General features: G+C 63.9%; 26 protein-coding genes and 2 tRNA genes. 20 read left to right on the plus strand and 8 right to left on the minus strand.

Annotated features, from left to right (window positions below; translation table 11 throughout):
• Window positions 1-12 precede the first annotated feature (12 nt).
• From nagB to HMPREF9153_RS07250, 3 genes are all read left to right on the plus strand, one after another.
• Complete coding sequence (gene nagB, locus HMPREF9153_RS07240) at window positions 13-798, plus strand: glucosamine-6-phosphate deaminase (protein WP_004810786.1); 786 nt, start codon at window positions 13-15, stop codon at window positions 796-798.
• A gap of 141 nt (window positions 799-939) precedes the next feature.
• Window positions 940-1,323: a cold-shock protein gene (locus tag HMPREF9153_RS07245; protein ID WP_015583202.1), complete on the plus strand. Its 384-nt coding sequence runs from the start codon at window positions 940-942 to the stop codon at window positions 1,321-1,323.
• Window positions 1,323-2,123 carry a DUF3027 domain-containing protein gene (locus tag HMPREF9153_RS07250; RefSeq protein WP_004810791.1) on the plus strand — a complete coding sequence of 267 codons (801 nt, stop codon included), beginning with the start codon at window positions 1,323-1,325 and terminating at the stop codon, window positions 2,121-2,123. The genes HMPREF9153_RS07245 and HMPREF9153_RS07250 overlap by 1 nt, the downstream gene beginning before the upstream one ends.
• Window positions 2,124-2,145: 22 nt before the next feature.
• On the opposite strand, the gene HMPREF9153_RS07255 is transcribed toward HMPREF9153_RS07250, so the two are convergent.
• On the minus strand, window positions 2,146-2,424 hold the full coding sequence (locus tag HMPREF9153_RS07255) for a DUF2530 domain-containing protein (RefSeq protein WP_023032405.1): 279 nt from the start codon (window positions 2,422-2,424) through the stop codon (window positions 2,146-2,148).
• A 93-nt stretch (window positions 2,425-2,517) separates the two neighbouring features.
• Between HMPREF9153_RS07255 and HMPREF9153_RS07260 the strand changes: the two genes are divergently transcribed.
• Window positions 2,518-3,951, plus strand: a complete 1,434-nt coding sequence (locus HMPREF9153_RS07260; RefSeq protein ID WP_334337938.1) for an NCS2 family permease — start codon at window positions 2,518-2,520, stop codon at window positions 3,949-3,951.
• Here the strand turns inward: HMPREF9153_RS07260 and HMPREF9153_RS07265 are convergent.
• Window positions 3,926-4,636 carry a hypothetical protein gene (locus HMPREF9153_RS07265; protein ID WP_004810796.1) on the minus strand — a complete coding sequence of 237 codons (711 nt, stop codon included), beginning with the start codon at window positions 4,634-4,636 and terminating at the stop codon, window positions 3,926-3,928. The genes HMPREF9153_RS07260 and HMPREF9153_RS07265 overlap by 26 nt on opposite strands.
• Before the next feature lie 303 nt (window positions 4,637-4,939).
• Here HMPREF9153_RS07265 and HMPREF9153_RS07270 point away from each other — a divergent pair, with 303 nt between their 5' ends.
• Window positions 4,940-5,779 (plus strand): hypothetical protein, encoded by an 840-nt coding sequence (locus HMPREF9153_RS07270; protein ID WP_036910011.1) that lies wholly within the window; start codon window positions 4,940-4,942, stop codon window positions 5,777-5,779.
• Here HMPREF9153_RS07270 and serC read toward each other — a convergent pair.
• Window positions 5,776-6,894, minus strand: a complete 1,119-nt coding sequence (gene serC, locus HMPREF9153_RS07275) for a phosphoserine transaminase (protein ID WP_370882828.1) — start codon at window positions 6,892-6,894, stop codon at window positions 5,776-5,778. The genes HMPREF9153_RS07270 and serC overlap by 4 nt on opposite strands.
• Window positions 6,895-6,990: 96 nt before the next feature.
• On the opposite strand from serC, the gene HMPREF9153_RS07280 reads away from it, so the two are divergent.
• The 5 genes from HMPREF9153_RS07280 to HMPREF9153_RS07300 all read left to right on the plus strand — a co-directional run bounded on the left by HMPREF9153_RS07280 (window position 6,991) and on the right by HMPREF9153_RS07300 (window position 12,387).
• The gene (locus HMPREF9153_RS07280; RefSeq protein WP_036979708.1) at window positions 6,991-8,121 is read left to right on the plus strand and encodes an N-acetylglucosamine-6-phosphate deacetylase; all 1,131 of its coding nucleotides are present in this window, start codon (window positions 6,991-6,993) and stop codon (window positions 8,119-8,121) included.
• 126 nt (window positions 8,122-8,247) lie between these two features.
• On the plus strand, window positions 8,248-8,970 hold the full coding sequence (locus tag HMPREF9153_RS07285; protein ID WP_004810805.1) for a metal-dependent transcriptional regulator: 723 nt from the start codon (window positions 8,248-8,250) through the stop codon (window positions 8,968-8,970).
• Between the two features lie 20 nt (window positions 8,971-8,990).
• Entirely contained in the window at window positions 8,991-10,070 is a 1,080-nt protein-coding gene (locus HMPREF9153_RS07290; RefSeq protein WP_004810807.1) for a hypothetical protein, read from the plus strand.
• 141 nt (window positions 10,071-10,211) lie between these two features.
• Window positions 10,212-10,595: a thioredoxin gene (trxA, locus tag HMPREF9153_RS07295; RefSeq protein WP_174266665.1), complete on the plus strand. Its 384-nt coding sequence runs from the start codon at window positions 10,212-10,214 to the stop codon at window positions 10,593-10,595.
• A 175-nt stretch (window positions 10,596-10,770) separates the two neighbouring features.
• Complete coding sequence (locus HMPREF9153_RS07300) at window positions 10,771-12,387, plus strand: MFS transporter (RefSeq protein ID WP_015583192.1); 1,617 nt, start codon at window positions 10,771-10,773, stop codon at window positions 12,385-12,387.
• 3 nt (window positions 12,388-12,390) lie between these two features.
• On the opposite strand, the gene HMPREF9153_RS07305 is transcribed toward HMPREF9153_RS07300, so the two are convergent.
• Window positions 12,391-12,463 (minus strand) — tRNA-Arg (locus HMPREF9153_RS07305).
• A gap of 165 nt (window positions 12,464-12,628) precedes the next feature.
• Here HMPREF9153_RS07305 and HMPREF9153_RS07310 point away from each other — a divergent pair.
• Genes HMPREF9153_RS07310 through HMPREF9153_RS07320 form a run of 3 tightly spaced genes read left to right on the plus strand, consistent with a single transcriptional unit; the run spans window position 12,629 to window position 17,018 of the window.
• Window positions 12,629-15,220: a sugar-binding protein gene (locus HMPREF9153_RS07310; RefSeq protein ID WP_169311833.1), complete on the plus strand. Its 2,592-nt coding sequence runs from the start codon at window positions 12,629-12,631 to the stop codon at window positions 15,218-15,220.
• Between the two features lie 35 nt (window positions 15,221-15,255).
• The gene (locus HMPREF9153_RS07315) at window positions 15,256-16,650 is read left to right on the plus strand and encodes a UTP--glucose-1-phosphate uridylyltransferase (RefSeq protein ID WP_004810815.1); all 1,395 of its coding nucleotides are present in this window, start codon (window positions 15,256-15,258) and stop codon (window positions 16,648-16,650) included.
• On the plus strand, window positions 16,647-17,018 hold the full coding sequence (locus HMPREF9153_RS07320) for a hypothetical protein (protein WP_004810817.1): 372 nt from the start codon (window positions 16,647-16,649) through the stop codon (window positions 17,016-17,018). The genes HMPREF9153_RS07315 and HMPREF9153_RS07320 overlap by 4 nt, the downstream gene beginning before the upstream one ends.
• 6 nt (window positions 17,019-17,024) lie before the next feature.
• Here the strand turns inward: HMPREF9153_RS07320 and mscL are convergent, their stop codons facing one another.
• The 4 genes from mscL to HMPREF9153_RS07340 form a co-directional block, all read right to left on the minus strand.
• Complete coding sequence (gene mscL, locus HMPREF9153_RS07325) at window positions 17,025-17,393, minus strand: large conductance mechanosensitive channel protein MscL (RefSeq protein WP_004810819.1); 369 nt, start codon at window positions 17,391-17,393, stop codon at window positions 17,025-17,027.
• Window positions 17,394-17,507: 114 nt separating this feature from the next.
• On the minus strand, window positions 17,508-18,092 hold the full coding sequence (locus HMPREF9153_RS07330; protein WP_306425505.1) for an SAF domain-containing protein: 585 nt from the start codon (window positions 18,090-18,092) through the stop codon (window positions 17,508-17,510).
• A gap of 175 nt (window positions 18,093-18,267) precedes the next feature.
• Window positions 18,268-18,564, minus strand: coding sequence for an FmdB family zinc ribbon protein (locus tag HMPREF9153_RS07335; RefSeq protein ID WP_004810823.1), 297 nt, complete (start codon window positions 18,562-18,564; stop codon window positions 18,268-18,270).
• A gap of 83 nt (window positions 18,565-18,647) precedes the next feature.
• A complete protein-coding gene (locus tag HMPREF9153_RS07340; RefSeq protein WP_256998270.1) occupies window positions 18,648-19,286 on the minus strand; it encodes a 5-formyltetrahydrofolate cyclo-ligase in 639 nt (212 codons plus the stop codon).
• A 74-nt stretch (window positions 19,287-19,360) separates the two neighbouring features.
• Between HMPREF9153_RS07340 and HMPREF9153_RS07345 the strand changes: the two genes are divergently transcribed.
• The 7 genes from HMPREF9153_RS07345 to HMPREF9153_RS07370 all read left to right on the plus strand — a co-directional run bounded on the left by HMPREF9153_RS07345 (window position 19,361) and on the right by HMPREF9153_RS07370 (window position 24,515).
• Complete coding sequence (locus HMPREF9153_RS07345; RefSeq protein ID WP_004810827.1) at window positions 19,361-20,668, plus strand: MoeA family protein; 1,308 nt, start codon at window positions 19,361-19,363, stop codon at window positions 20,666-20,668.
• A gap of 67 nt (window positions 20,669-20,735) precedes the next feature.
• Window positions 20,736-21,380: a GNAT family N-acetyltransferase gene (locus HMPREF9153_RS07350; RefSeq protein ID WP_171023519.1), complete on the plus strand. Its 645-nt coding sequence runs from the start codon at window positions 20,736-20,738 to the stop codon at window positions 21,378-21,380.
• Between the two features lie 81 nt (window positions 21,381-21,461).
• Window positions 21,462-22,259 carry a hypothetical protein gene (locus tag HMPREF9153_RS07355; RefSeq protein ID WP_174266637.1) on the plus strand — a complete coding sequence of 266 codons (798 nt, stop codon included), beginning with the start codon at window positions 21,462-21,464 and terminating at the stop codon, window positions 22,257-22,259.
• A gap of 35 nt (window positions 22,260-22,294) precedes the next feature.
• Window positions 22,295-23,326: a MauE/DoxX family redox-associated membrane protein gene (locus HMPREF9153_RS07360; protein ID WP_004810832.1), complete on the plus strand. Its 1,032-nt coding sequence runs from the start codon at window positions 22,295-22,297 to the stop codon at window positions 23,324-23,326.
• A 52-nt stretch (window positions 23,327-23,378) separates the two neighbouring features.
• Window positions 23,379-23,454, plus strand: a tRNA-Ala gene (locus tag HMPREF9153_RS07365).
• 385 nt (window positions 23,455-23,839) lie between these two features.
• A complete protein-coding gene (locus HMPREF9153_RS12230) occupies window positions 23,840-23,992 on the plus strand; it encodes a hypothetical protein (RefSeq protein ID WP_154647473.1) in 153 nt (50 codons plus the stop codon).
• A 73-nt stretch (window positions 23,993-24,065) separates the two neighbouring features.
• On the plus strand, window positions 24,066-24,515 hold the full coding sequence (locus HMPREF9153_RS07370) for a hypothetical protein (protein ID WP_004810836.1): 450 nt from the start codon (window positions 24,066-24,068) through the stop codon (window positions 24,513-24,515).
• Window positions 24,516-24,784 lie beyond the last annotated feature (269 nt).

The raw sequence follows: 24,784 nt of genomic DNA on the forward strand, positions 1-24,784 counted from the left end.
GGGAGGGCCGACATGGAGGTCATCATCTGCTCCGACGAGCAGGCCGTCGGACGGATTGCTGCCGAGCGCATTGCCAGGGTGCTGGCCCGGGCGAAGACACCGGTGCTGGGAGTGGCCACCGGGTCGACGCCGCTGACGACCTACTCCTCACTGGCTGCTCTCGCTCAGGAGGGCAAGGCTGATTTCACCGGTCTGCGCGCCTTCGCCCTGGACGAATACGTCGGTCTTCCCGCCGACGACGAGCGCTCCTACGCCGCCACCATCCGACACACCGTCACCGAGCAGCTCGGTCTGGACCCGGCCGACGTGCACACTCCGGACGGCATGGCGGACGACCTCGACGCGGCATGCGCGGATTATGAGAAGGCGATCCAGGAGGCCGACGGCGTCGACGTCCAGATCCTCGGTATCGGGGCCAACGGTCACATCGGATTCAACGAGCCGACTAGCTCGCTGTCCTCGCGGACTCGTGTCAAGACCCTCGCTGAGCGGACCAAGGCCGACAATGCTCGGTTCTTCGAGGAGGGCGAGAAGGTTCCCAGTCACTGCGTCACCCAGGGGCTTGGGACGATCATGGACGCCCGCAATGTCGTTCTGCTGGCCGTCGGAGCCAACAAGGCCGATGCTCTCGCCGGAGCTGTCGAGGGTCCGGTCTCGGCGATGTGCCCGGCCTCGGTGCTGCAGTTCCACCCCCATGTTCTCGTGATCGCCGACGAGGCCGCAGCCTCCAAGCTGGCGATGGCTGACTACTTCCGATGGACTGACGGCCAGCGGGGTGATCTCTCCGGCGCCATGTGAGACCCGTCGGTGTGACGCTTCTGGCCCGTCGGAAGCCTTCCCGTCGGGCTGTGGAAAGATCGCGGGTGGTGGACCGTCGACAAGGCTGTAGCCTTGTATGGCGGTCCATTGACCGTCATGACCAGAAGGAGTGAGCCAGAGATGCCAACCGGAAAGGTGCGTTTCTACGACGCCACCAAGGGGTTCGGTTTCCTGACGAAGGACGGTGGCGGCGACGTGTACGTCAACGCTTCCGCCTTGCCCGCAGGGGTGAATACCCTGAAACCCGGTCAGAAGGTTGACTTCGGGGTTGTTGAGGGACGTCGAGGAGAGCAGGCCCTGTCCCTGCAGATCGTCGAGACCCCGGCCTCGCTGTCCAAGGCGAGCCGCAAGAAGCCGCAGGAGATGGCGGTGATCTGCGAGGACCTCATCAAGATGCTCGACAAGATGGGCAATGGCTACCGGCACGGACGTCATCCCGATCCGCGCACCGCCGGCGCGGTGGCCAAGATGCTTCGTGCTGTTGCCGACGAGTTGGAGCTGTGATGACACAGGTGACGTCGAGATCGCGCGCTGCGACCCGGGCCGTCAAGGTTGACGCGACGATCGCGAAGGCTGTTGACCAGGCTCGGGAAGCGGCCGAGCGTCGCGCGGGTGACTTCGGGGTCGGTGAGCACGTCGGGACGATCGTCGAGGACGAGCGCGTTCTGACCCATCTCTTCGAATGCCCGCATCCGGGATATCGAGGATGGCGGTGGGCCGTCACGATGTCGCGTGCCCTGCGCGGACGCAACGTCACCGTCAATGAGGTCGTTCTCATTCCGGGCGACGACTCCCTGCTGGCCCCCGAATGGGTGCCGTGGCGCGACCGAGTGCGTGCCGGGGACATCACCGCCGGCACCCTCATGCCCACCGCTGACAATGATCCGCGCCTGGAGCCTGGTTACACCGGTGGCGAGCTTGCCGCCGACGAGGATCCGGCTGAGTGGGCTACCACCCGAGCTGTGGCGTCTGAGCTGGGGCTGGGCCGTGAGCGTTTGCTGTCGCGAGAGGGCCGTGACTCCACCGCTGAGCGTTGGCTCGCCGGTGAGGGTGGCCCTGACAACGCCATGAGTCGTCATGCTCCTGCCAGCTGCGTCACCTGTGGCTACTTCGTGCGCTTGCAGCACTCCCTGGGGCGGGTCTTCGGGGTGTGTTCCAACGAGTTCTCGCCCTCTGACGGCTCAGTGGTCCACGTCGATCATGGCTGTGGCGGTCACTCCGACGTCGTCGAGAAGCATCGCGGTATCGAGCTGCCCGAGCCGGTCTTCGACACCATCTCGATCGACGACTCGTTGTTCGACTGAGTTGTGATCCCCGGGGAGGGGTTCAGTGGCGGGATCGTCGCCAGCAGTATGCCGTGCCGACGATCCCCAGAGCAGTACCCGTCAGGCAGATCCAGAGCCAGTCGCGGTAGCCGTTCTCGGTGAGGTGGTCGAGCATGATCCAGCAGATGATGGACGCCACCGCGAAGGCGATGGTTCCCACGATGCCGACCGTCACCCCGTTCTCGTCGACAGGGGCGACATTGGCCTGGGTTAGCAGGTGTTCACGCTGGTTCGCCACGGTTCCATCGTAATGCCCTGCAACATGGCCGTGACATGTCATCCCTAGAATGCCCCCGTGCCCAGCAACACCGCATCAGCAAGATTCGACAATTGGTTTCATCTCACGGAACGAGGATCGACGAGATCGCGCGAGATTCGCGGCGGCCTCGTCACCTTCTTCACGATGGCCTACATCCTAGCCCTGAACCCTCTCATCATCGGTACCGCGGCGGACAAGAACGGCAAGCTCCTCAACGGGGCTCCGAAGTTCCTCGACGCCGCCGGCACCACCCTCAACACGGCTGCCATTGACGACAACAAGATGATGGTCATGGCCGTCACCGCCTTCGTGGCTGCGATCATGACGATTGCCATGGGTATCTGGGGACGATTCCCGATGGGTATCGCGACCGGCCTTGGCATCAACTCCCTGCTTGCCTACGTCGTCGCCCCGACGATGACCTGGTCCCAGGCGATGGGCCTGGTGGTGTGGGAAGGCGTCCTCATCCTCGTCTTCGTCCTCACCGGCGTCCGAGAAATGATCTTCCGGGCCGTCCCGAACTCTCTACGCTCGGCGATCAGCGTCGGAATTGGCCTGTTCATCGCCTTCGTTGGTTTCGTGGACTCGGGCGTCATCCGTCGCGGCGCCGGCACCCCCGTCACCTTGGGTGTCGGCGGCAGCCTGGAAGGCTGGCCGATCTTCCTGTGCCTGTTCGGATTCCTCCTTCTCGTCGTGCTGCACCAGCGTCACGTCAAGGGATCCATGCTCATCGCGATCATTGGTACCTCCCTGCTCGGAGTCATCATTGAGGCCATCGCTCACCTGGGACCGCAGGGCGAGAAGAATCCCACCGGCTGGGCCCTCAACGTCCCACGGCTGCCCGGGGTGGAGGACTTCCGCCTGCCCGATCTGAGCCTGCTGGGTCACGTCGACCTGTTCGGCGGCTTCCTGGTTGACGGTCACTTCCACGTCGGAGTGTTTCTGGGGACCCTTCTGGTCGTCTTCTCCCTCATGCTCGCCGACTTCTTCGACACCATGGGAACGGTTGTCGCCATCGGAGACCATGCCGGCATCCTCGACGAGACCGGCAACCCCGAGCACCTCAAGGGGATCCTCGTCGTCGATGCCCTGGCTGCCGTCGCTGGTGGTCTCGGGTCGGCCTCCTCGGCCACCGGTTACGTCGAATCGGCCGCTGGCGTGGGGGAGGGGGCGCGAACGGGTATCGCCTCCATCGTCACCGGTATCGGATTCCTGCTGGCGATGTTCCTGTCCCCCATTGTGTCGATCATTCCCTCGGAGGCAGCCGCGCCGGTGTTGGTCTTCGTTGGATTCCTCATGATGGCCCAGGTCACCCATATCGACTGGAAGCACGTCGAGGAAGGTCTTCCGGCCTTCCTGGGCATGGTGCTCATGCCGTTCGCCTACTCGATCACGACGGGCATCGGCGCTGGCCTCATCATGTTCTGCATCACCAAGACCATCGCTGGCAAGGCACGCAAGATCCATCCGCTGTTGTGGGTGGTTGCGGCCCTCTTCGTGGTCTACTTCGTCCAGTCCCTGCTCATGAGACTGTTTGGCCAGATGTGAGGCTGGTGGGTTGAATCCCACCGACGGTGTCCGGTTGCCAGACCACCAAGAGGTCTGCTGCCGGGCGCCCCAGGTCGCTGGCGAGGTCCATCCATCCCGGATATGAGTTGAGGAATTCCAGGATGGCGTCAGCCTCACCTCGCCGCTCGGCCGGTATCTTGTCGACGACATCAGCCAGCCCAAGCCGAGTCGTCAGTACCTGCCCGGTGCGCGCATAACCGATCCTCATGCCAGGTGCCGGTCGCAGCGGAATCTGCGGTTCCCCTACCATGAGCCGTTTGATGGCACAGGTACTGGACAAGCCGACAGCCGCGAGGTCGAAATCAAGCTCATCGAGCCGCGCCACCGACATCGGGATCTCGGTCCATCCCCACGACAGGTGGGTCAACCACTCATTGACGAGTCGCCAGCACCGTCCCAGGCGATCAGGCTCGATGAATCGGCCATGAACCAAGTCCTCGACATCATTGGGAGTTGGCCATCCCACCGGCAGCATCGGTCCCTCGACATTGGGCTTGTGGAGTGGGTGGAACGGGTTGCGCCAACCTGATCGACGATGATGGTGGACGGGTACGCTGAACGTGGCCTCGGTCCACTTACGCAGTTTCGTCGAGAGGCCCTCGTCAGCCCCAAACATGTCGCGAACTTCGTCGATCGCGATGGCGTTGAGTCTCAACCCACCCATGGCAACAGATTATTAGCCATGAGGTCGACATAAGGTGTAATCCATGAATCCACGCTCCAGGCAACACATCATCAGCGGGGTTCTCATCATCCTCGTACTGATCGTCGTGGTGGGATCCCTGCTGTGACAGGTCGGTCCGGCATGGCAGGATGTCTTTTTGTGACCCGACGATCCTGGCCCCGACGTTCCCGCAGCGCGAGTGCGCTGGTGGCCCTGGGATGCGCCTGGGGACTGTCGGCTGGCCCTGCTGCCGCCGTCGATCTCACCATCACGACGGACAAGAAGCTTGGCACCCCGGTTGGCATGGCTGCCGACCTCGACAATGACTGCTACTGGGTCACCGATGGTTCTCCGTCGACGGTCCACTCCCTGCTTGCCCTCGACGAGACGGGCAAGGAAGTCCATCGGGTGAGGTGGGAGCCAGCCTTCCACGACGTGGAGGCGATGGCGTGGGCCAATGGCGTGCTCTACGTCGCCGACATCGGTGATAAGAAAACCAGGCGCCGCGGCATCCGCGTGATGTCTCCCACCTCGACGGCAGCCAATCAATCCACCTACTACGAGTGGATGTTCACCTACCCCGACGGCGCTCACGACGCCAAGGCCATGGCAGTCAGTCCCAAGGGGAGCTTCTACATCGTCACTGACGGTCCCCACCCGGCGATCTACCGTAGTGGCCCGCAGGTCAGCCGCACGGAGTCCAACCCGCTCGAAAAGGTGGCGGACGCCCCCGCCGGGGTCAAGGACGCCACCTTCCTGCCAGACGGGTCACGGCTGGCCATGCTGACCGACCATGAGGTTCGGGTCGTTGACGCCTACTCCTGGAAGGCGGTCGCCAACGCGGCGTTCTCGGGCGGGCAGACCATCACCACCGACACCACACAGAAGACCCTGGAGATCGCGACCTCCGGCAACAAGGTGCAGGAAATCGACTTCCCGACGACGCTGACCTCGATCTCGCCGACCCCCTCGCCGACTCCGAGTGCCAAGGCAGGGGCCACCCAGGCCAGTGGCAAGCCCACCTCCAAGGCGCGCTCAGGCACCCTCATCGCGGTGTTGGGAGCGGTCGCGGTGGCACTGTGCGCCGGCGTCGTGACCTTCGTGCACGACCGCTCCCAGGACACCACCTGGCGACACTGTTAGTCGTGGTGCTCCAGTAACCAATCCAGGCAGGCCGTCAACGCCTCGATGTCGCCGGGCTCGATCGAGCTGAAGGTGGCCACCCTGATCTGATTGCGGCCCAGCTTGCGATACGGCTCGATGTCGAGGATCCCGTTCTCGCGGGCGCGGGCACACAGCTGGGTGGCGTCGACGGACTTGTCGATGTCGATCGTCACCACCACCGGGCTACGTAGCGCAGGATCGGCGACGAAAGGGGTCGTCAACGGGTTGTCCTCGGCCCAGCGGTAGAGGATTCCTGAGGTCGACGCGGTGCGGGATGCCGCCCACGTCATGCCGCCCTTGTCCAGCAGCCAGCGGCACTGCGCCTCCAGCATGACGAGGGTGGCCAGCGCGGGAGTGTTGAGGGTCTGATCTGCCCGGGAATTCTTCACTGCGACGCTGAGATCAAGCATCTGCGGTACCCAGCGAGCCGAGGTAGTCAATCGTTCCGAGCGTTCGATCGCTGCTGGTGACAGAATTGCGAGCCACAACCCGCCGTCCGAGGACAGGTTTTTCTGCGGTGAGAAGTAATAGGCGTCAGTCTGCGCCACGTCTGCAGCAACTCCGCCAACAGCTGACGTGGCATCGACGAGGACCAGGGAATTCTCGTCAATCTCATCCGGTCGACGGATCGGGGCGACGACCCCGGTGGAGGTCTCGTTGTGAGCCCACGCATATGCGTCGATCTCTCCCAGAGCTTGCGGCAGGGCGAGCTCGCCGGGCGGGGCCTGGAAAACTGCCGGATCTGCGAGGAAGGGAGCTCCTTGCAGGACCGAGGAGAATTTCTTCGTGAACTCGCCGTAAACGCCTGTCGCGGCGCACTTCTCCACCAGGGAGACGGTCGCCATGTCCCAGAAGAGGGTGGCTCCGCCGTTGCCAAGAGCAACCTCATATTCGGCCGGAAGGTCGTAGAGGGTGGAGAGTTCCTCGCGGATCGCGGCGACCACATGGCGGACAGGTGGTTGGCGGTGGGAGGTACCCATCACCGATCCCGGTTCGGACAAACTGGCCACCACCTCCCGTCGGATCCGGGACGGGCCACACCCGAAACGGGGGTCGGAGGGCAGGAGGTCACTGGGAATCCTTGGCTCAGCCATGGTCCTATCCTCGCAGATCTTGGTGCTGACGAAGCTCGTGTTCACGCTGTGACCATGTGGCAGTATGTGGGAAAACCCGCTGTCAAGGAGGCATCGATGATCAGCCGTATTGCTTCGCACCACGTCGTCGCCCGTGACGGAAGTGATTCACCGGCAACGATCACCGTCGAGGCCGGACGCATCGCCAAGGTCGGGGAGGGTATCGATCCGCAGGCTGAGCTCGTCGACGAGTGGATCCTGCCGGGCTACGTCGACACCCACTGCCATGGCGGCGCCGGTGCCGACTTCACCGATCCCGACCATGACGCCGCCGTGCGAGCCGTGGCCTACCACCGCAGCCAGGGTTCGACGACCCTCTTCGCCTCCACGGTGACCGCCGCCATTGACGACGTCGTCGACCAGGTCGGACGACTCCGTCAACTCAGCGACGAGGACGAGATCGCCGGCATTCACCTCGAGGGACCCTTCCTCGCAGAGTCGCGCAAGGGTGCCCATGCTGTCGAGCTGTTGTGCGATCCTGACCCGGTCTCGGTGGATCGACTCATCGAGGCAGGAGGGTCTGCTCTCAGGATGGTGACGATCGCTCCGGAGCGCGAGCACGGTCTGGAGGCCGTCGCGACCTTCAGCAAGGCGGGGGTGCATGCCGCCATCGGTCACACCGAGTGCGACAACACCACTGCCAGCGCTGCCGTCGATGCCGGATCCGATGTCATCACCCACCTGTTCAACGCGATGCCGTCCATCCATCACCGCAAGCCCGGTCCGGTCCCGCCGATGCTCACTGACCCCCGCGTGGTCTGCGAGCTCATCTGTGATGGCGTGCACCTGGCACCAGACGTCATTCGGATGGCCATCTCGGCTGCCGGACCGCAGCGCATCGCCCTGGTCACCGACGCCATGAGCGCCACCGGTCAACCTGACGGCGACTACATCCTGGGCAGCCTGCCGGTGAAGGTTGTCGACGGCCGCGCTCGACTGCTGGCCGCCGACGGTTCGCTGGGAGCGATTGCAGGATCCACTCTCACAATGGGTCACGCAGTCGAGTTCGTCACCTCGGTCGTGGGACTGCCGCTGGGGCAAGTTGCCGTCATGGCGGCCACCACACCGGCTGAACTCCACGGTCTGAGCGAGGTTGGCGTCTTGGAGGAGGGGCGCTGGGCTGACATGTGTCTCACCGACGAGAAGGGTCGTCTGGTCCGCGTCATCCGTCGCGGTGAGTCCGTCTGACGACCATGACAGGTATTTGAGCACTAAACTTCCTGACGGGGGTCGCTCGGGCGTGAGCAATGACGCCCCGACCGTTTTGTCAGACAACCTGTCCGATGGGCAGGTGGACAGCGACGCCCCTCGGCTGTGAGGGCGGGGAAGAGGTGCACCGTGAGCAGTGAGCTCGTCGATACAACGGAGATGTATCTGAGGACTCTCTACGAGCTGCTCGAGGAGGGTGTTGAGCTGCGCCGCGCCCGTATCGTCGAGCGACTGCACCAGTCCGGCCCCACCGTCTCCCAGACCGTGGCTCGTATGGAGCGTGACGGTCTCGTGGTCGTCGAGTCTGACCGCTCGATTTCGCTGACGCAGGAAGGCCACGACGCGGCCGAGACGGTGATGCGCAAGCATCGTCTGGCCGAGTGCCTGCTCACCGAGGTCATCGGTCTTCGCCCCGACCTGGTTCATGACGAGGCATGCCGTTGGGAGCACGTCATCTCCGGTGAGGTCGAGAAGCGCCTCACCGAGATCCTCGACAGCCCCGATGTCTCCCCGTACGGTTGCCCCCTTCCTCCCGAGCAGATCGGTCGTCGTCCGGACGACTCCGCCCGTTTCCGCGACGACTCCAAGCCTCTTGACGAGATCATCGCCGAGGCCGGCTGCCCGGTCAGTGTGACCGTCACCCGGTTGTCGGAGTTCTTCCAGGCCACCGAGGGCAACCTCACCGACGTCTACGCCGCTGGACTGTTGCCGGGCATGAGCATCGAGGTCAAGGATGATGTCGACGGCATCCGTCTGACGGGTCCCGACGGTTCGGTTGTCGTCGATCCGGAGGTCCTTTCCGGTCTGTTCGTCGTCCAGAACTCCTGAATCGCGGTGACGATGCCGCAATGAGTGTGTCCCAAACCCTGTGGCCCCGTCAGCTGCCAGATCTGAACCAGATCGCGACGCTCTGTGAAGCGGGTTGGTATGACACCGCCGATTCCATGTTACGGATGACGCGGGCGTCCGAATCCGATGATCCTCACTTGGTGCAGGCCGCTGCTGTGACGGCCGTGGCCCGCAGAGTCCTGGCCCTCGATGCCGAAGATTTCGAGGAGATCGGGGACCCCCTGCCTGCTGATCTGCGATCCCGGCTCACTGACGCGGGTTTTCCGCACCACCCGCGGTCAACCGAGAGGGGAGCACTGGGAGACCTGGTGCCCCTCTACGAGCTCATGCTCGAGGTCCTCGACATCCGGATGCATCGCGAGGAGCCACAGCAGGTCGTCGTGACCTGCCACATCCTGGGGGAATACCTGGGCCAGCTGGCCTGGCAATCGGTACTGGGAGACGGCGGGGACCCGCTCACGTTGCCCGGCAAGGTGGGGGAGAAGTGGGGAGGCGAAGGCCAGGACTGCGCCCACACCTCGGCCATGAACGCGACGGCTCGACGCAGCCTTCATGCTGCTCAGGGTGACGAGGAGGGTTACACCTCCTACCTGGACAAGTTCCATTCCAGATTGGGTGAAGCCCTCGGGGTGTGCGCGATGAACCACGCCACCATTGATGCCGGTGAGCGTCCTGACGTCGGTATCACCTGTCCGCACCCGTGCCAGTGGGTGCTCGCCGGTACGTGGGAGGACCGCCGGGCCCTGGACGCTCGGGTGCGACTGGCCCGTATCTTCCAGGAATCTGGCCTGGTGGCCCTGCGCCATCATGCCCCAGTGGGACATTTCTTCGGGGTGCCGTCGGGCAGTGAGATCGGCAATGCCTGGGTGACGACCTGGAACAAGCTCAATGAGCAGTGGTCGGACGGGTCCAACCCGATGCTGAACCCCTTGGCTCCCGGCTACGACGTCGACGTCTCCGACGAGGCACTGCCCGGCCTGTCCCGCGTGGTGTCGATCATCGCCGCGCGACCCATTTGTGCCGGCCATCTGCTACGTGATCTGGGAGCGACGGCGATTGCCGAGTTGAAGGCCGTGTGACATTCAAGGCGGCATGGCACCGAGCGCTGCGACATCGAGGTGAATCACGGATTGGCACATCGGGAATACGCCAGCTCCTGATGCTGTTGCACCACACATGGGCCGAGGCGCCACGGCGTTGCGGTCGACCGAACCCAAACAATTACCGGGAGGTACAACGTGGCTACCGTCGCATTGACCAAGGACAACTTCTCCTCGACCATCGATTCGAACGATGTCGTCCTCATCGACTTCTGGGCATCCTGGTGCGGGCCGTGCCAGCGCTTCGCGCCCATTTACGAGGACGCCAGTGAGCGTCACACTGACGTGACCTTCGCCAAGGTCGACACCGAGGACCAGCAGGAGCTGTCCGCCGGTCTGGAGATCACCTCCATCCCGACGATCATGGCCTTCCGCAATGGTTACCTCGTCTTCCGTCAGTCCGGCCTGCTGCAGGGCCGTCAGCTCGACGAGCTCATCGAGAAGGTCAAGGAGATCGACGTCGAGGATCTCAAGAGGCAGGCCGAGGCCCAGAAGCAGGGCTGACACCGGGTTTTCTCATTCCCGCCAATGTGTGCGGATACGGGGTCGGCGACAGGGTGGTAACGTCCTGCCGTCGACCCTACTTACGTCATACGTGATTGAGTCATGGATGCCGGGCGGGTCGCGGTGCCGAGCGCAGTGGTGCGTCGGTGCGACATCCCGTCCATAGGAGTTGTCCGTGACATCGAGAACCGAGGTCGCCGAGCTCGTCGAGACGACGCGACCGGCAGGCCCGAAACGCCGTATTGGTGTGGTAGCGGCGGTCGCCACCCTGGGCTCACTGCTCTTCGGCTATGACACCGGGGTCATCTCTGGCGCTCTACCCTTCATGTACCTGCCACATGGTGCTGGTGGTTTGGCTCTGACGGTGGGCCATGAAGGTGCCATCGGAGGGACGCTCACCCTTGGTGCGGCCTTCGGCGGGCTCATCGGCGGCATGATGAGCGATCGCTGGGGACGCCGTCATAACCTGCTGACCCTCGCTGTCCTGTTCATCATTGGTGCTCTCGGCACGGCCGTGGCTCCCAGCATCTGGGTGATGTACCCCTTCCGGGTGGTGCTCGGCTTTGCCGTTGGCGCGGCCTCGGCAACGGTGCCGGTCTATCTGTCGGAGACCTCTCCGAAGCGGATGCGTGGCCGCATCGTCGCTCTTGACCAGTTCATGATCGTCTTCGGTCAGCTGCTGGCCTTCTCCGTCAATGCCGCCATTTCTGCGGCACATGGCGGCCCGACCCTGACGGTGACGGCGGATCCGTCCGGTCGGCTCGCTCCCGGAACCTATTCCTGGGACAAGTTGCAGGCCATGGCGACGTCCCATGGCGGAACGATGAGTGACGAAGCTTTCCACGCCTTCGTCATGCAGCTGTCGGTGTCCGCCGGATCTGGTGGAGCCTGGCGGTGGATGCTCGTGGTGTGCACCCTGCCGGCTGTCGCCTTGTGGATCGGTATGCGGAGGATGCCTGAGTCGGCGCGCTGGCACTTGAGCCACGGTCGGCTGCAGGAGGCGATTGCATGTCTGAAACAGGTGCGCGTCGAAGGGGCTGACGAGCCGATCGTCGACGAGGTCACCGAGATGGTCGAGCTCAACGGTGAGGGCGGCAGACTTACTCATCGCCAGCAGTGGGCCGTCGTCATGGAGTCGCGGTGGACGCGTCGTCTTCTGCTCGTCGGAATATTCCTTGCCGCGGTCAACCAGACCACAGGTGTCAACACCGTCATGTACTACGCGCCGAAGGTGCTGGAATTCGCAGGGATGAGCACCCAGGCCTCGATCATTGCCCAGGTGGCCAACGGCGTCATGTCCGTCATCGGCGCCGGTGCTGGCCTGTGGCTCATCGAGAGGTTCGATCGTCGGCACCTTCTGATCTTCGACGTCACCGCTGTCGGTGTCTGTCTGCTCGGGATTGCCGCCACCTTCGGATTCGCCATTGCTCCGCATGTGGGCAAGGGTGTGCCGGCATGGGCGCCCATCCTCGTGCTCGTCCTCATGAGCATCTTCATGCTCATCGTCCAGTCCACCAACGGCACGGTGGTGTGGACCATGCTCGGTGAAATGTTCCCGACCCGGATGCGCGGAGCCATGAACGGTGCCGCGGTGTTCTGCGGATGGCTGGCGAACGCGACGATCACCTGGACGTTCCCGGCCATGCTGGCAGGGCTTGGTGGTGCCGGAACCTACCTCACCTACGGCATTGTCAACCTCGTTATCGCGCTCATCCTGGTCAAGGTGATGCCCGAGACGAGGGGACGCTCCCTGGAGGAGATCGAGGTCGAGATGAAGCGGTGGTACGCCTGAGGGCGGCCCCGATAGGATTCGAACCTACGACACATGGTTTAGGAAACCACTGCTCTATCCCCTGAGCTACGGGGCCCTGCCCACGAAGGGCCACACCAGCCTAGTCCGGTGTGGTGGGCAGGGCCAACCCCGCCTTCCAGGTGGACTGGGATGTCCTGTCAACTTCGTGGGCCACGCAGGTGGGCCTCGCTACACTCGGTCATCAACACCTGACCGCCAACCACCTGCGATGGGAGTGGGGATGACCCAGCCCAGGTCTGAGCGTCTCGACGTCCTCTTCATCGGTGCTCATCCTGACGACGAGTCCGGTTTGCTCGCTGCTTTCGGACGGTGGCGTCACGAGTGCGGAGTGAAGGTGGGCGTCGTGTCCATCACCCGTGGTGAGGGTGGCGGCAATGCCGTTGGCAGCGAGGACGGTCCGCTGTTGGGTCTGCTGCGGGAGAGGGAGGAACGTAGCGCCCTGTCCCTGGTGGGCGTCGAGAGGTTCTTCTACCTCGACAAGGTCGACTTCTACTACACCGTTTCGGCGCCCCTCACGGCTCGGGTGTGGGGACGTCTCGACACCCTCTCTCGGCTTGTCAGGGTGGTCAGGGCGACCCAGCCGTCGGTCATCATCACCATGAATCCAGCCCCGATGCCGGGACAACACGGCAACCATCAGATGGCCGGTCGGCTGGCCGTCGAGGCTTATCTGGCAGCGGCTGATCCCACCTTCGCGCCCGACCAGGTCGAGGTCGAAGGACTTCAGCCGTGGCAGGTGCCACGGCTCCTCCTGGACTCCTTCGGCGGGGAGCGCCCCACTGGTCCGGACGCAGCCCTGGTGCCTGAACAGGCTGATGCCAGCACCGTTTACGCGCTGTGGGAAGGGGCCACTGACGATGCCGGTGTGACCTGGGCCCACCATCAGCGTCAGGCTCAGCGGAGATTCATCTCCCAGGGCTGGGCATGTCTGGGAGATGTTCCCACCCAGCCCCATCTCATCGGTTCAACCTTCCTCAGCCAGGTGGCATCCCGGGTCCCCCACCCTCAGATGGGGACCCCGGAAGCATCTCGCGTCGACGCCGTGCTCGCCGGTGCAGCAGTGCGGCAGGATGGCGGGTTGCCGCTGGGAACGACGGTTGACCTGGACCTTTCCGCGACGGCCACGGCCGGGCAGGTACTCAATGGTCGTCTTTCCCTTTCCGGTGATCTGTCCGGAGTGACCCTCGAGTCCGTCGCACCCGAGGGTTGGCAGGTGGAGATCGGAGAGATCGATGAGGTTTCCCCCGAGTCGTCGTTCACCACCGCGGTGAGGGTGACGATTCCGACGAATGCGTTTGAGGGGCCAGCTCGGGTCGGGCTGCGGATCCGTGCCGATCAGGGAGTGGGATACACCGACACGCGAGTCGTCGTCCTGCCAGCAGTGAGTGCCCACCAGGATTTCCTGCCCCAGGTCAGCCAGTATAAACAGTGGGTTGACTCAATCGGGATGCCTCAGCTTTCAGGGCTGGTCAGGTCGGTCGTGACGCTGGGATCAGGGTTGACGAGGCGGCTGGGGTTGGTCGTCACCAATCACAGCGACCGGGAGCAGTCCGGCGACCTCATCCTGGACCTTCCTGAAGGGTTCGATGTTGCCTGCAGCCGCATCAGCTACGGTCCGTTGCCGCCGGGAGAGGCCTGCCGGGTCGAGGTGGAGCTGACGAACACCGACTCCACCCTGGAGACCGGCAAATATGGCGGCAACTACGAGTACACCCTGACGGTGACGTCGCAGGACGGTCAGTGGTCCACTCCGCAGTGGATCGAGCTGGTGCCGTCCACCCGTGTTCCCCATGCTCCACGTCCTCCCAAACTCGATGGTGCCTTCGACTCCGAGGTCTTTACAGGCGAGCCCATGGACATCTCCCGGGTCTGGGAAGGCGACGAGTGTGCGGCCATGCGTGACGTCTCCGGGAAGGTCTGGATGGCCTGGTACGACGACTACCTCTACGTCGATGCGTCCGTTCATGACCCCAAGCGGGGATCGGTGTTGGCCAGCGCCGACTGCAAGGGCCATTGGCGTACGGATTCCCTGGAGATCGACATTGATCCGCAGGGGACCTCAGAGAACACCTCGTCCACCTTCAAGGCGGCCGTCATCCCCTTCACCTCGGACGTCGGGGCGTGGGCTCTGCGTGACGCCGACCAGCGTCAGGGGCCGGCCTGGCAGACCGCTCCCGGCATGAGATGGACGGCTCGACCGATTCCGGACGGCAGCCACATCCAGGTGGCCATTCCGATGTCAATCCTGCCCTCACCCATCGACCCCAACCACATCGGGGTGAATATCCTCTATTACGACACCGACTCCGACCAGACTGCCAAGAGTCGCATTGGTTGGTCGGTGTGGGGAGGGGTACAGGGAGACCCCTATCGCTGGGGAGTTGCGGTCCTCGACGATCATCCCGGCCAGGGTCGGGACTGGCCGGTCGACGATCCCCTCATGCCACTGGACGCCCTCAATTCAGCGGATTCCCCGCAATCCATCGAGCAGGCCATGACGACAGGGATCGGATTGTCCGGGCTGGCACGTCTGGACTCGCGCCGGGCCGGGGAAGTCATCTCCGCGAGCTGGGTGGGGGACGCGGTTTCCGTCGGCCTACACGGTTGGGTCGGGGGAGTCGTCCATGTCCTGCTGGTGGACCGACGCTCCCGCACCATCACCTCCAGCGTGGCAACGGTGGACGAACCTGGTCAAGTGACCTTGACCCTGTCCCCGGAGCGTCGCCCTGGGGGCCGGGTTCGCGTTCTGGTTGCGTGGCTCACCAGTGACGGGGTGGCATGCTCCACCGTGCCGGTAGACCCTCCTCGATAGACTGGAAACGTCCGTCTACCAGCAGGGGAGCAAGGATGAGCGAAGAAGGACTTGAAGCTGCACGCCAGAAGATGACCGAGGCAGGTGTCGATCCCGTCGCCATCAATGTCTTCACCTCCTACTACCACCAGCTCGAGACCGGTGTCACCGGACTCATCCGCGAGGACACCATCTCCCCGCTGATCGATCCGCCGATGCTCGACGACGTCGAGCTCAGCGAGGAACAGGCTGCTGATGCCCTCGACAAGACCGTCATCATCAAACTCAACGGCGGGCTCGGAACCTCAATGGGGCTCGATCGCGCCAAGTCGCTGCTGGAGGTGCGTGACGGCAAGTCATTCCTCGACATCATCGCCACCCAGGTGCTGTCGGCCCGCAAGGAGTTCGGCGCCCGTCTGCCGCTGATGTTCATGAACTCCTTCAACACCCGTGCGGACACCCTCAAGGCCCTCGAGAAGTACCCGGACCTGGCCGTCGAGGGATTGGACCTGGACTTCCTGCAGAATCAGGAGCCCAAGCTCGACGCCGAGACTCTCGCCCCGGTCGAGTGGGAGAAGGACCCCTCCTTGGAGTGGTGCCCGCCGGGCCATGGTGACCTCTACACCGCCCTGCTCGGATCCGGTGTGCTCGACAAGCTCCTGGCGGCCGGGTTCAAGTACGCCTCGGTGTCCAACGGCGACAACCTGGGAGCGGTCCCCGACGGTCGTCTGGCTGGCTGGTTCGCTGCCTCGGGTGCCCCGTACGCCGCTGAGCTGTGTCGTCGCACCATCAATGACAAGAAGGGTGGACACCTGGCCGTCCGCAAGTCCGACGGTCAGCTCATCCTGCGCGACACCGCTCAGACCGCCGATGAGGAGATGGAGTACTTCACCGACGAGAACCGTCATCCCTACTTCCACACCAACAACCTGTGGTTCGACCTCGAGGCCCTCAAGAAGGTCCTCGACGAGCGTCACGGCGTGATGGGGCTGCAGATCATCCGTAACGAGAAGACCGTCGACCCGAAGGATTCCTCCTCGACCCCGGTCATCCAGATCGAGTCGGCCATGGGCGGTGCCATCGAGATTTTCGAGGGCGCCACTTGCATCTGCGTGGATCGTTCCCGGTTCCTGCCGGTCAAGACGACCAATGAGCTGTTGCTGCTGCGTTCCGACGTCTACGATCTCGACGACTCCGCTCACTTGGTCAAGATGACTGACGACACCTGCGCCATTGACCTTGACAAGGAGTTCTACAAGAAGGTCGGTGACTTCACCGACCGCATCCCGGAGCCACCGTCGCTGCGCAGGGCCACCTCTCTCACGGTCAAGGGAGACTGGACTTTCGGACCGGGGGTTGTCGTCGAGGGAGATGTCTCTCTCAGCACCGAGAAGCCTCAGACGATCCCTGACGGCACCGTACTTGCCGGCGAGATTCCCGGTGAGAAGTGACACCTGATCAGCAGTGTTGGGAGGCGGTGGCCGCAGTCCTCACCGGACAGCGGTTCACCGCCCCTGACGAGCCCGGTTGGGAGGCAGCCGACCTGGTGGAGTGGCTGATCGGGTTGGGTTGGCCTGCTGGACGACTCGCGCAGCGGCGTGCTGAATGCCAACAGGCCGGTCGCTCGTGGCCCGATCCGCTTCCCGGCGACCTGTCCACCGGACTTGAGTTCGCCCGCTATGGAGCGGTGCTCGCCCAGGCGCGTCGGATCGCCGGGCTGGACGGGTTGAGCGCGACAGTGCATCGTGGCGCGGTGGTCATCGGGCCGGACGAGGCTCGTCTGTTGGCCGAACGACCACCACACAGCGTGTTGCACTGAGGCAGCTCACTGAACCGGACGGGAACGCAGCTCGTCGCGGATCTCGATGAGCAGATCGGCGGTGGTGGGGGCGGCCACCGGCTCCTCCTCGGTGTGCTTGAGCTTCTTCGTGGCGATCTCCACGGGCTTGATGAGCCCGAAGTAGATGACGAGGGACATCACGAAGAAGGAGATGACGTCGGTGATGAAGGCGCCGACGTGGACCCCACCGGGTACCCAACCTGAGAAGTTGGGGGTGCCGCCGATCCTGCCGAGCAGATCCATGATCACTGTGGTGAACGACTTGACGACGGTGGAGAACGCGCCGCCAAGGATGAATGCCACGGCGAGCTCGATGAGGTTGCCGCGCATCAGGAAGTCCTTGAATCCCTTCACGGGACTCCTTTCGGGTTGTGGTGTGTGCCCAATGGCCTCGGGCCCGTCGAGAACTATAATGGGACATCAGAAGTGCGGCTAACACCGTTCACGCTGTTTTCGCCGGATGCGAACTCATTCCACAACCAGTCCCAGGGGCTGTCCTTGGCCTGCCACGGCGATCGCTGCGGCATCGGCCGATCGGGTGGACACCACCACCAATTCCGTGGACGGGGAGCCTTGCACGAGTCCACCCCCGCTGGTGGGCAGGCTACGGATGATCGCGCCACGGGTCAGGACGTGCGGTGTTCCATCCTCGCCGGGGGAGACGACGGACACCCGCTGGCCCACCTGCAGCATCCCGACCATCGACGAGTCGACAAGATGGATCCCTACCAAGGCTTTCCCGGATCCGACGCTGGAGCCGGACAACACGGCGGACGTCGTCAGAATCGTCCCCTCAGTGATGCGAGCCGATGCCTGGCGGCCCTCCACCTGAGCGAGGGTGGCTGTTTCATGGGGGAGGACGGCAGGATCCACGCGGACGGTACGTAGGTCAGAGCGTTGAATGGTGCGTCCGCCCTCGATGGGACGGGCGGCAACGATGACCTCTCGTCCGGAGGATGTCGTGGCGATTCCGGGGGAGGCCACGAGCAGCACCGCCAGTGCGGCGAGAAGGGCTGCCAGGCCGCGTCGATGGCGTGCGACGAGGACATGCAGACGACGTCGCGCGGTGGTCTTGTGCTTAAGGGTCGATTGTGGTCGGCGAGGGTCTTGGGAGTTCTTCGATGTCAGTCTCACACCCACAGTTATCGTCGGAGGAGACGAAATCGTTCAGTTGTCCACAGGGCAATTTCTGTCCACAGGCAGTTCACGTCCTGTCCGGACCCTCCACTCAGGACGCGCTGTCAGCAGTCTTCGTCGTCGAGGGGGATGACGAGGACGGTTCGGACTTCGTCGAGGAGGAATCGGAGGGGGTCGAGATCTCGGCGGTAGCCGCCTTGGAGGCTCCCTTGGTGTGATTGTCGGTGGAGTAGAAGCCCGACCCCTTGAAGACCACGCCCACTGCGTTGAAGACCTTGCGCAGCTCACCCTCACAGGTGGGGCATTCGGTCAGCGAGGGATCGCTGAACTTCTGCACGACCTCGAGGTCATGGCCGCAGTCGTTGCATCGATATTGGTAGGTGGGCATGGTCTCCTCGTTCCGGCCCGATCGGTGTCAGGCGCCTGTCGAATGATAGGCGTACTGCCGGGTACCAAGAAATTCCGCGTCATTCACTGACCCAGGAGGTGTAGGCCAGTGGGAGTGAGAGCAGCGGTGACCGGCTCGTCCCATGGATCATGGGGAACCTCGTCGACGATCTCGTCGTCATTGACGACCGCCCACACCGGAACCCCAGGGGCTCGCTGGGTGAGGACGCGGTCGTACCAGCCGCCTCCCACGCCAACCCGGTACCCCGCCCGGTCGACCAGCAAGGCTGAACACAGCACGACCTCGGCCACGGTGATGGCCGAGGCTGGCAGCACAGGAGCGATCGGCTCGGGGATCTGCCACAGACCGGTACGTACGTTCTTGCCGTCGTACCACGCCCACGCCGGTTCGTGCAGGGAGTGGCCGTGGCCGTCCGTCAGGACCGGAGCAAGAACCTGTTTTCCCATCATGACGAGGGTGTCTGCCAGTCCTACAGTGTCCGGTTCGTCCCCGCGAGACAGGTAGAGGGCGACCTTGTGGGCCCACAGCAGCCGACTCATGGCGTGCTCGGTGCGTCGGTCGTCCCTGCTCATTCGGGTCCGATGGTCCACGGCTGCCCGGCGGTCATGGCAGCCACGTCGGAGCTCCTCCTTGCCGAGCCGAGGATCAGACTTGCCGAGCCGAGGACCAGAGAGGTCCTCATCGGCGAGGCTGTGGTGCATCATCACCCCCCTCATGGTACGCCCTGGCCGAGTCGCTGTCGGCCAGACAGCGCAATGACCTCTAGGGTGATGCCATGGCGTTGTTCCACAGGAAGAAGCAGGTCGATGCCCCGGAGCCCGAGGTGGAGCCCCTCGGTCTGCCGGGAGCGCCCGAGACGGACATGTCCGGGCGTCGGTCAGTCGTCGATCATTGCGACTACCTGTGCAGCCTCGTGCAGGCCGTTCCGCCAGTCGCCATGGACTTGCCGCGGGCCGTGGGGCTGGCGGTGTGTGAGGACATCCATGCACCTCATGACGTCCCGGTGGTGACGACCGCCGTCATCGACGGGTATGCCCTCGATTCTGCGTCCACCAGGATGGCAGGTCGTTCTGGTGCCGTGGAGATCCAGGTCGATCGTCGGCCTCCCACTCCGGTGATCCCGGGCACTGCTGTGCGCGTCATGGCTGGGTCACTGTTGCCGGAGGGCACCGATTGCGTCCTCCCACTGGACCTGCTCGACGCCGACGGTGACATCGTGCTGTTCTCTCCGGTCAAGAGGTGGGCTGGGGCTCGCCTCGCGGGTTCGGACTACGGATCAGGTGAGGTTCTGGTCCGCAATGGGACGATCCTGCATCCCGGGATCATCTCGATGCTGGCCTCGGCCGGTATCGACGAGGTGTTCGTACGGCCGCGGCCCAAAGTCGTCATCGTCGCGGTGCGAGCTGATGAGGACCAGCGCGAGGAGATCGAGAGGCGGGCTCGGGCCAATGGCGTCGAAGAGGTTGCCTCCCTCGATGCCACCGCTGCAGCCATCGAGTCCGCCACCCGAGCCCTTGACGTCGACGTCACCGTCATCTCCACCGACACCTCGAGCGACAGCGAGTTGGCACGGCTGCTCGCCAATGCCGGGCGTGGTGCGGATCTCGTCCTCACCACCAGCGATCATATGGTTGTCGGTCAGCAGGACCCCGTCTCCTCGGTACTGCCACGAATGGGAGGTACTGACTTCGCCAGGGTGGCGATGGAGCCGGGGGCCAATCAGGGATTCGCCCTCATCGACCCGAGCCTGGTCCCCCTGGTCGTCCTGCCGGCAGGCCCTGGACCAGCTCTCATCTCGTTCATGGTGTTCGTGCAGCCTCTGCTGCGCAAGCTGTCGGGCCTGCCGCCGGCCGATGTGCTCAGGGCCGAGACGGATCGTCCGATTGCCCGTCACCCGGACTCCACCACCTTCGTCCCGGTGCGTCTGGCCCGAGTCGGAGGCCGTCCGGTCCTCTTGCGAGCGGGAATGGGTGATGTCACTCACGCCATCGACCTGTCGATGGCCGACGCGATCGCCGTCGTCGGGGCGGGCGATGAGCCGGTTCCGACCGGTATGCCGCTGGTGTGCTGGCGGTTGAGGTGACGCCATGGCCTCAGCTCGTCTGCCGTGGGGGGTGACGCTGCCACGTCACCACCATTGGCTGGTGACCCTGCAGGCCGGTGGGGTGGTTTTGCGTCCGCTTCGGCGAGCCGATGAGGTGAGATGGACGACCACGCGCGAACTCGACTGGGAATGGCTCGCTCCTTGGGAGGCGACGAAACCACCGGGGTCCCACGAGCGCGTAGGTGGATATCTCGCGATGGTCTCCAGGAATCGCAAGCGTGCCAAGGAAGGCAGCAGTCTGCCGTGGGCCATCGGTTGGGACGACGGATGGCCCGATCATCGGGCCACCAACCGTGCCACGACTCCGCTCATCGGTCAGCTGACGGTGTCGTCGATCTCCTTGGGATCGGCGATGTCATGCTCGATGGGCTATTGGGTGGCGTCCGCCCATGCGGGCAAAGGGGTCGCGCCGACAGCAGTGGCCCTGGCATGCGACTACGTCTTCCAAGTGATGGGGTTGCACCGAGTCGAGATCTGCGTGCGTCCTGAGAACGTCAAGAGCTTGCGTGTGGTGGAGAAACTCGGCATGACAGAGGAGGGTATGAGGCCCGCTTACCTCCACATTGACGGTGAATGGCGCGATCACCGAGTGTTTCGTCTGCTGGCCGACGACTACCCCGATGGCGTCCTGTGCCACTACCTCGCCAACCACCTTCTGCCGGGGTCGCCGGTGAGCGAGGACGAGGACTGAACCACATCGTTGTGATTCGTTTTCCGACACTCCGCGTGTGGTCCACGCGACACGCCGAAGAGAGACCGTAGCGTGTCAATCGTGCAAGCCGTCCAAGCTGTTCTCATCGCCATCGTCCTCGTGGGATGGATCGCTTATCTCGTCCCCACGGTCGTCAATCGTCGACGTTCCCAAGAGGTGTCTGATGACAGGCACGAAGACTTCCCGGACACCATGAACGTGGTGTCCCGAGGCTTTTGCACAGTTACCCCTGACAAGACCGAGGACGGCCCCGAGGTGGAGCTGTCCACCCCGTACACCAGGTCGTACGCCCGTCGTGACTTGAGGCGGTCCTGGGCGGTGGCTGCCAAGCGTCGGATGGCGACGATGTTGGTGCTGTTGAGCTTGACGGTGCTCTTCATGGTGCTTGCCATCGCCGACGTCACTCCGTGGTGGCTGGTGGCGGTCTTCGCCCTTCTGCTGGTCGGGTTCTTCGCCCTGGCGCGGTGGTCCGTGGTGGAGATGACGAAGCGTTTTGATCGTCGTTATGCCCTCATCGACAGGGGATGGGACGAGGAGACCATTGTCTTGGAGGTGAAGACGGAGCCCTTTCGCACCGACGACGAGCCCACTTCCTGGACCATCGACCTCGACCGTCCGGTGACGGCCCCGGAGGGCTCGCTGTGGGACGACGTCGTCGTCACTGCTCCCACCTATGTCTCGACGCCGTTGAGCGCCCGGACCGTTCGCACCATCGACCTCTCCGCTCCCGGCCCGGTTCCTGGCCAGGTCGACACCCCCGTCGTCGCGGAGAAGCCGGTCGAGGCCTCCGACGACGAGCAGGCTGTCTCGGAGGTCAATGAGGGGCCATCGGGGATTGCTCGAGTTGCGTCGGCCTGAGCACGGTTCCGACAGTCGCCAGATGAGGTGGCACAATGACACCTGTGTTGTCCGGTCTGACGCTGTGCGCGGTGCTTGCCGCGGTCATTCTCCTCGTCTCGGGCGTCAGCAAGGTTCAGTCTCGTGACACTGTCGGCGACGCCCTCGACGCACTTGGCCTTCCCGGTTCGCAACTGCCGTCGGGAGTGCTGTCCATGCTGCCGTGGGCAGAGATCGTGCTTGGTGCCCTGCTGCTCATCGTCGGTGGGGTGTTCGGCATCATCGTCGCCTCCTGCGCCGTCGCGCTGTTCTGCCTCTATCTCGTCATCATCATTCGGGCAGTCGTGACGATCCCGGATCCGGTGGACTGCCATTGTTTTGGTGATCTTGCCCCCGGTGACATCGGAGCTCGAACCATCGTCCGCAACGTCTTGCTCGTCGCTGCGTCGGTGTTGGCCCTCATCGCGGCCACTGACGATCGTCGTCCGGCCATCGAGAGGATCGTCAAGGCCTCAGCCGGTGACCTGTGGTGGTGGCTTGCCGCTGTGCTGACGGTCGTTGTCGTCGCGACGGTGCTCTACCGCCCGGTCGATGATGTGGCCGAGGAGGACGACGCCGAGGAGATCGCCGACTATGAGTCGGTGCCGATTCCGCTGGCATCGGTGACGGATGCCGAGGGACGCACCACCACCCTGCGTGGCCTGGTGGCGCAGCGCCCGGTTCTGCTGATCTTCGTCTCTCCCGGTTGCGGTCCGTGCGAGAGAGTCATGACGAAGGCTCCGGGATGGATGATGCTGTTGCCCGAGGTTGACGTGCGATGCCTGGTGACGAGCGAGTCTGTTCGCGAGGCACTGCCGGAGTCGCTGCGTCCACTGTCCTTGGTTGACAAGGACGGGTCCACGAACCTGGTCTTCGAGGTTCATGGGTACCCGACGGCGTGGTTGCTGGGTGTGGATGGTCGTATTGCAGGTGGACCGCAGAAGGGTCCGTCGAACATCGAGATGATGGTTCAGGATATGCGCGCCGTCCTCGACGACGTCGCCAGCGAACAGGGACAATCCGGGGCTGACGAGGTCCTTGTCGACTGAGTCACGTCCGTGGCGCGGGTCGCCCGGATGTGGTAGCGTAACCGCGTTGTTGGGGGCATTGGCGCAGTTGGTAGCGCGTCTCGTTCGCAATGAGAAGGTCAGGGGTTCGAATCCCCTATGCTCCACCAGTAGTTAGGGCCACTTTCACGGCGTTATGCCTAGTCAGGTGGCCCTTTCTCATGCCTGAACCAGGTGGCACATGGTGACATGGTGTGACTCCGAGTGCCGCTATGTGTCTGTTCCGGGTACGCGCTGACTAGGGGTTGAGCATGTGGGGACCAGGATGATCGGTACCCAGACTGTACCGGCGCGCATACCCCCTGCCGGTATAGGGCTGCCATGCTGGCATTGACCGGGACCTCATAGTCACAACCTAAACGCTCATTTTTTATGATTGAGTCTAGCAATCCCTTGACGGTAACGGCAGGTGGTGGAATAGCTATGGATGTCAGCAAGAGAAACCCCCGCGAGGCGGCAACCTCCGGGGGCACGGACAGAGAAAGGAGCTCTGACATGACCAAGCATACCTGCACCACCCGCGACGGGGCCATTCAGCGCGAGATCATCGAACCCATCGAGGCCAGCGGCGTGATCGGGGATGACGACGAGGGTTACGTCTACACGGTGGAGCACAATGATTTTGGGCCTCGGTGTGGAACCACATGATCGAGGACTGAGGCAACTACTCAACCGATCCGGGGCGGTGACGCCCCGACCATCACGAAAGGACGTTGTTGTTATGGCTCGAACGACGATTCATGCTGCGATCCAGGATGATCTGGTTGAGTGGGTCACTCGGCGCGAGGCCCTGAGGGGTGAGGCGAGGACGCTGGGGCGGGCGGCTATCTCGGAGCTGCGAACGTTCAAAGATCTGCTTGATGCTGAGTTGGCGCGGACGCGCTGGAGTTTGGCGGAGTTGGAGGTTCTGGCTCGGTCAACGATGGGAACGTCGCCTAGGCCGGCCACGGCGAGCTCGCCCGGCGCGATGTTCGGAGCGGTCCATGAGGCTCGACGGTTAGGTGATGTGCCCGACGATGAGACCACGGCTGTACTGCTGGGCAAACTCGCCGACCTGGGCCCCACTGCCGACATGGCGTTGGAGTACGCGGCGGCCGCATGGTGGGCCGACCACCATGAGCACACCGCACTGGACTGGGAATCCGTCGGCGTCAGAGTGATCACGGACTGACCAATGAGCCGCAAGCCTAGATGGGGCGCGTTGGCGTGGCCTGGTATTTGTCGGGCCACAGCCGCCCATCTGCGATGAGCGCGTCAGAGTCGCCGCGGCACGGTGGCTGCTGCCAGCCCTGGACGCGATCGCGGACGCCCTGGCCGACTTTACACTTGAGGTTGCCGCCCTAGACCTGACATCCTCATCACACGACTCACACACCTACCGACAGGGAGCGTGACCACATCAGCCGCACAGCAGCGGCATAACAAGGGGGTAGGAATACC

It is taken from the genome of Cutibacterium avidum ATCC 25577 (assembly GCF_000227295.1).
Lineage (GTDB): Bacteria > Actinomycetota > Actinomycetes > Propionibacteriales > Propionibacteriaceae > Cutibacterium > Cutibacterium avidum.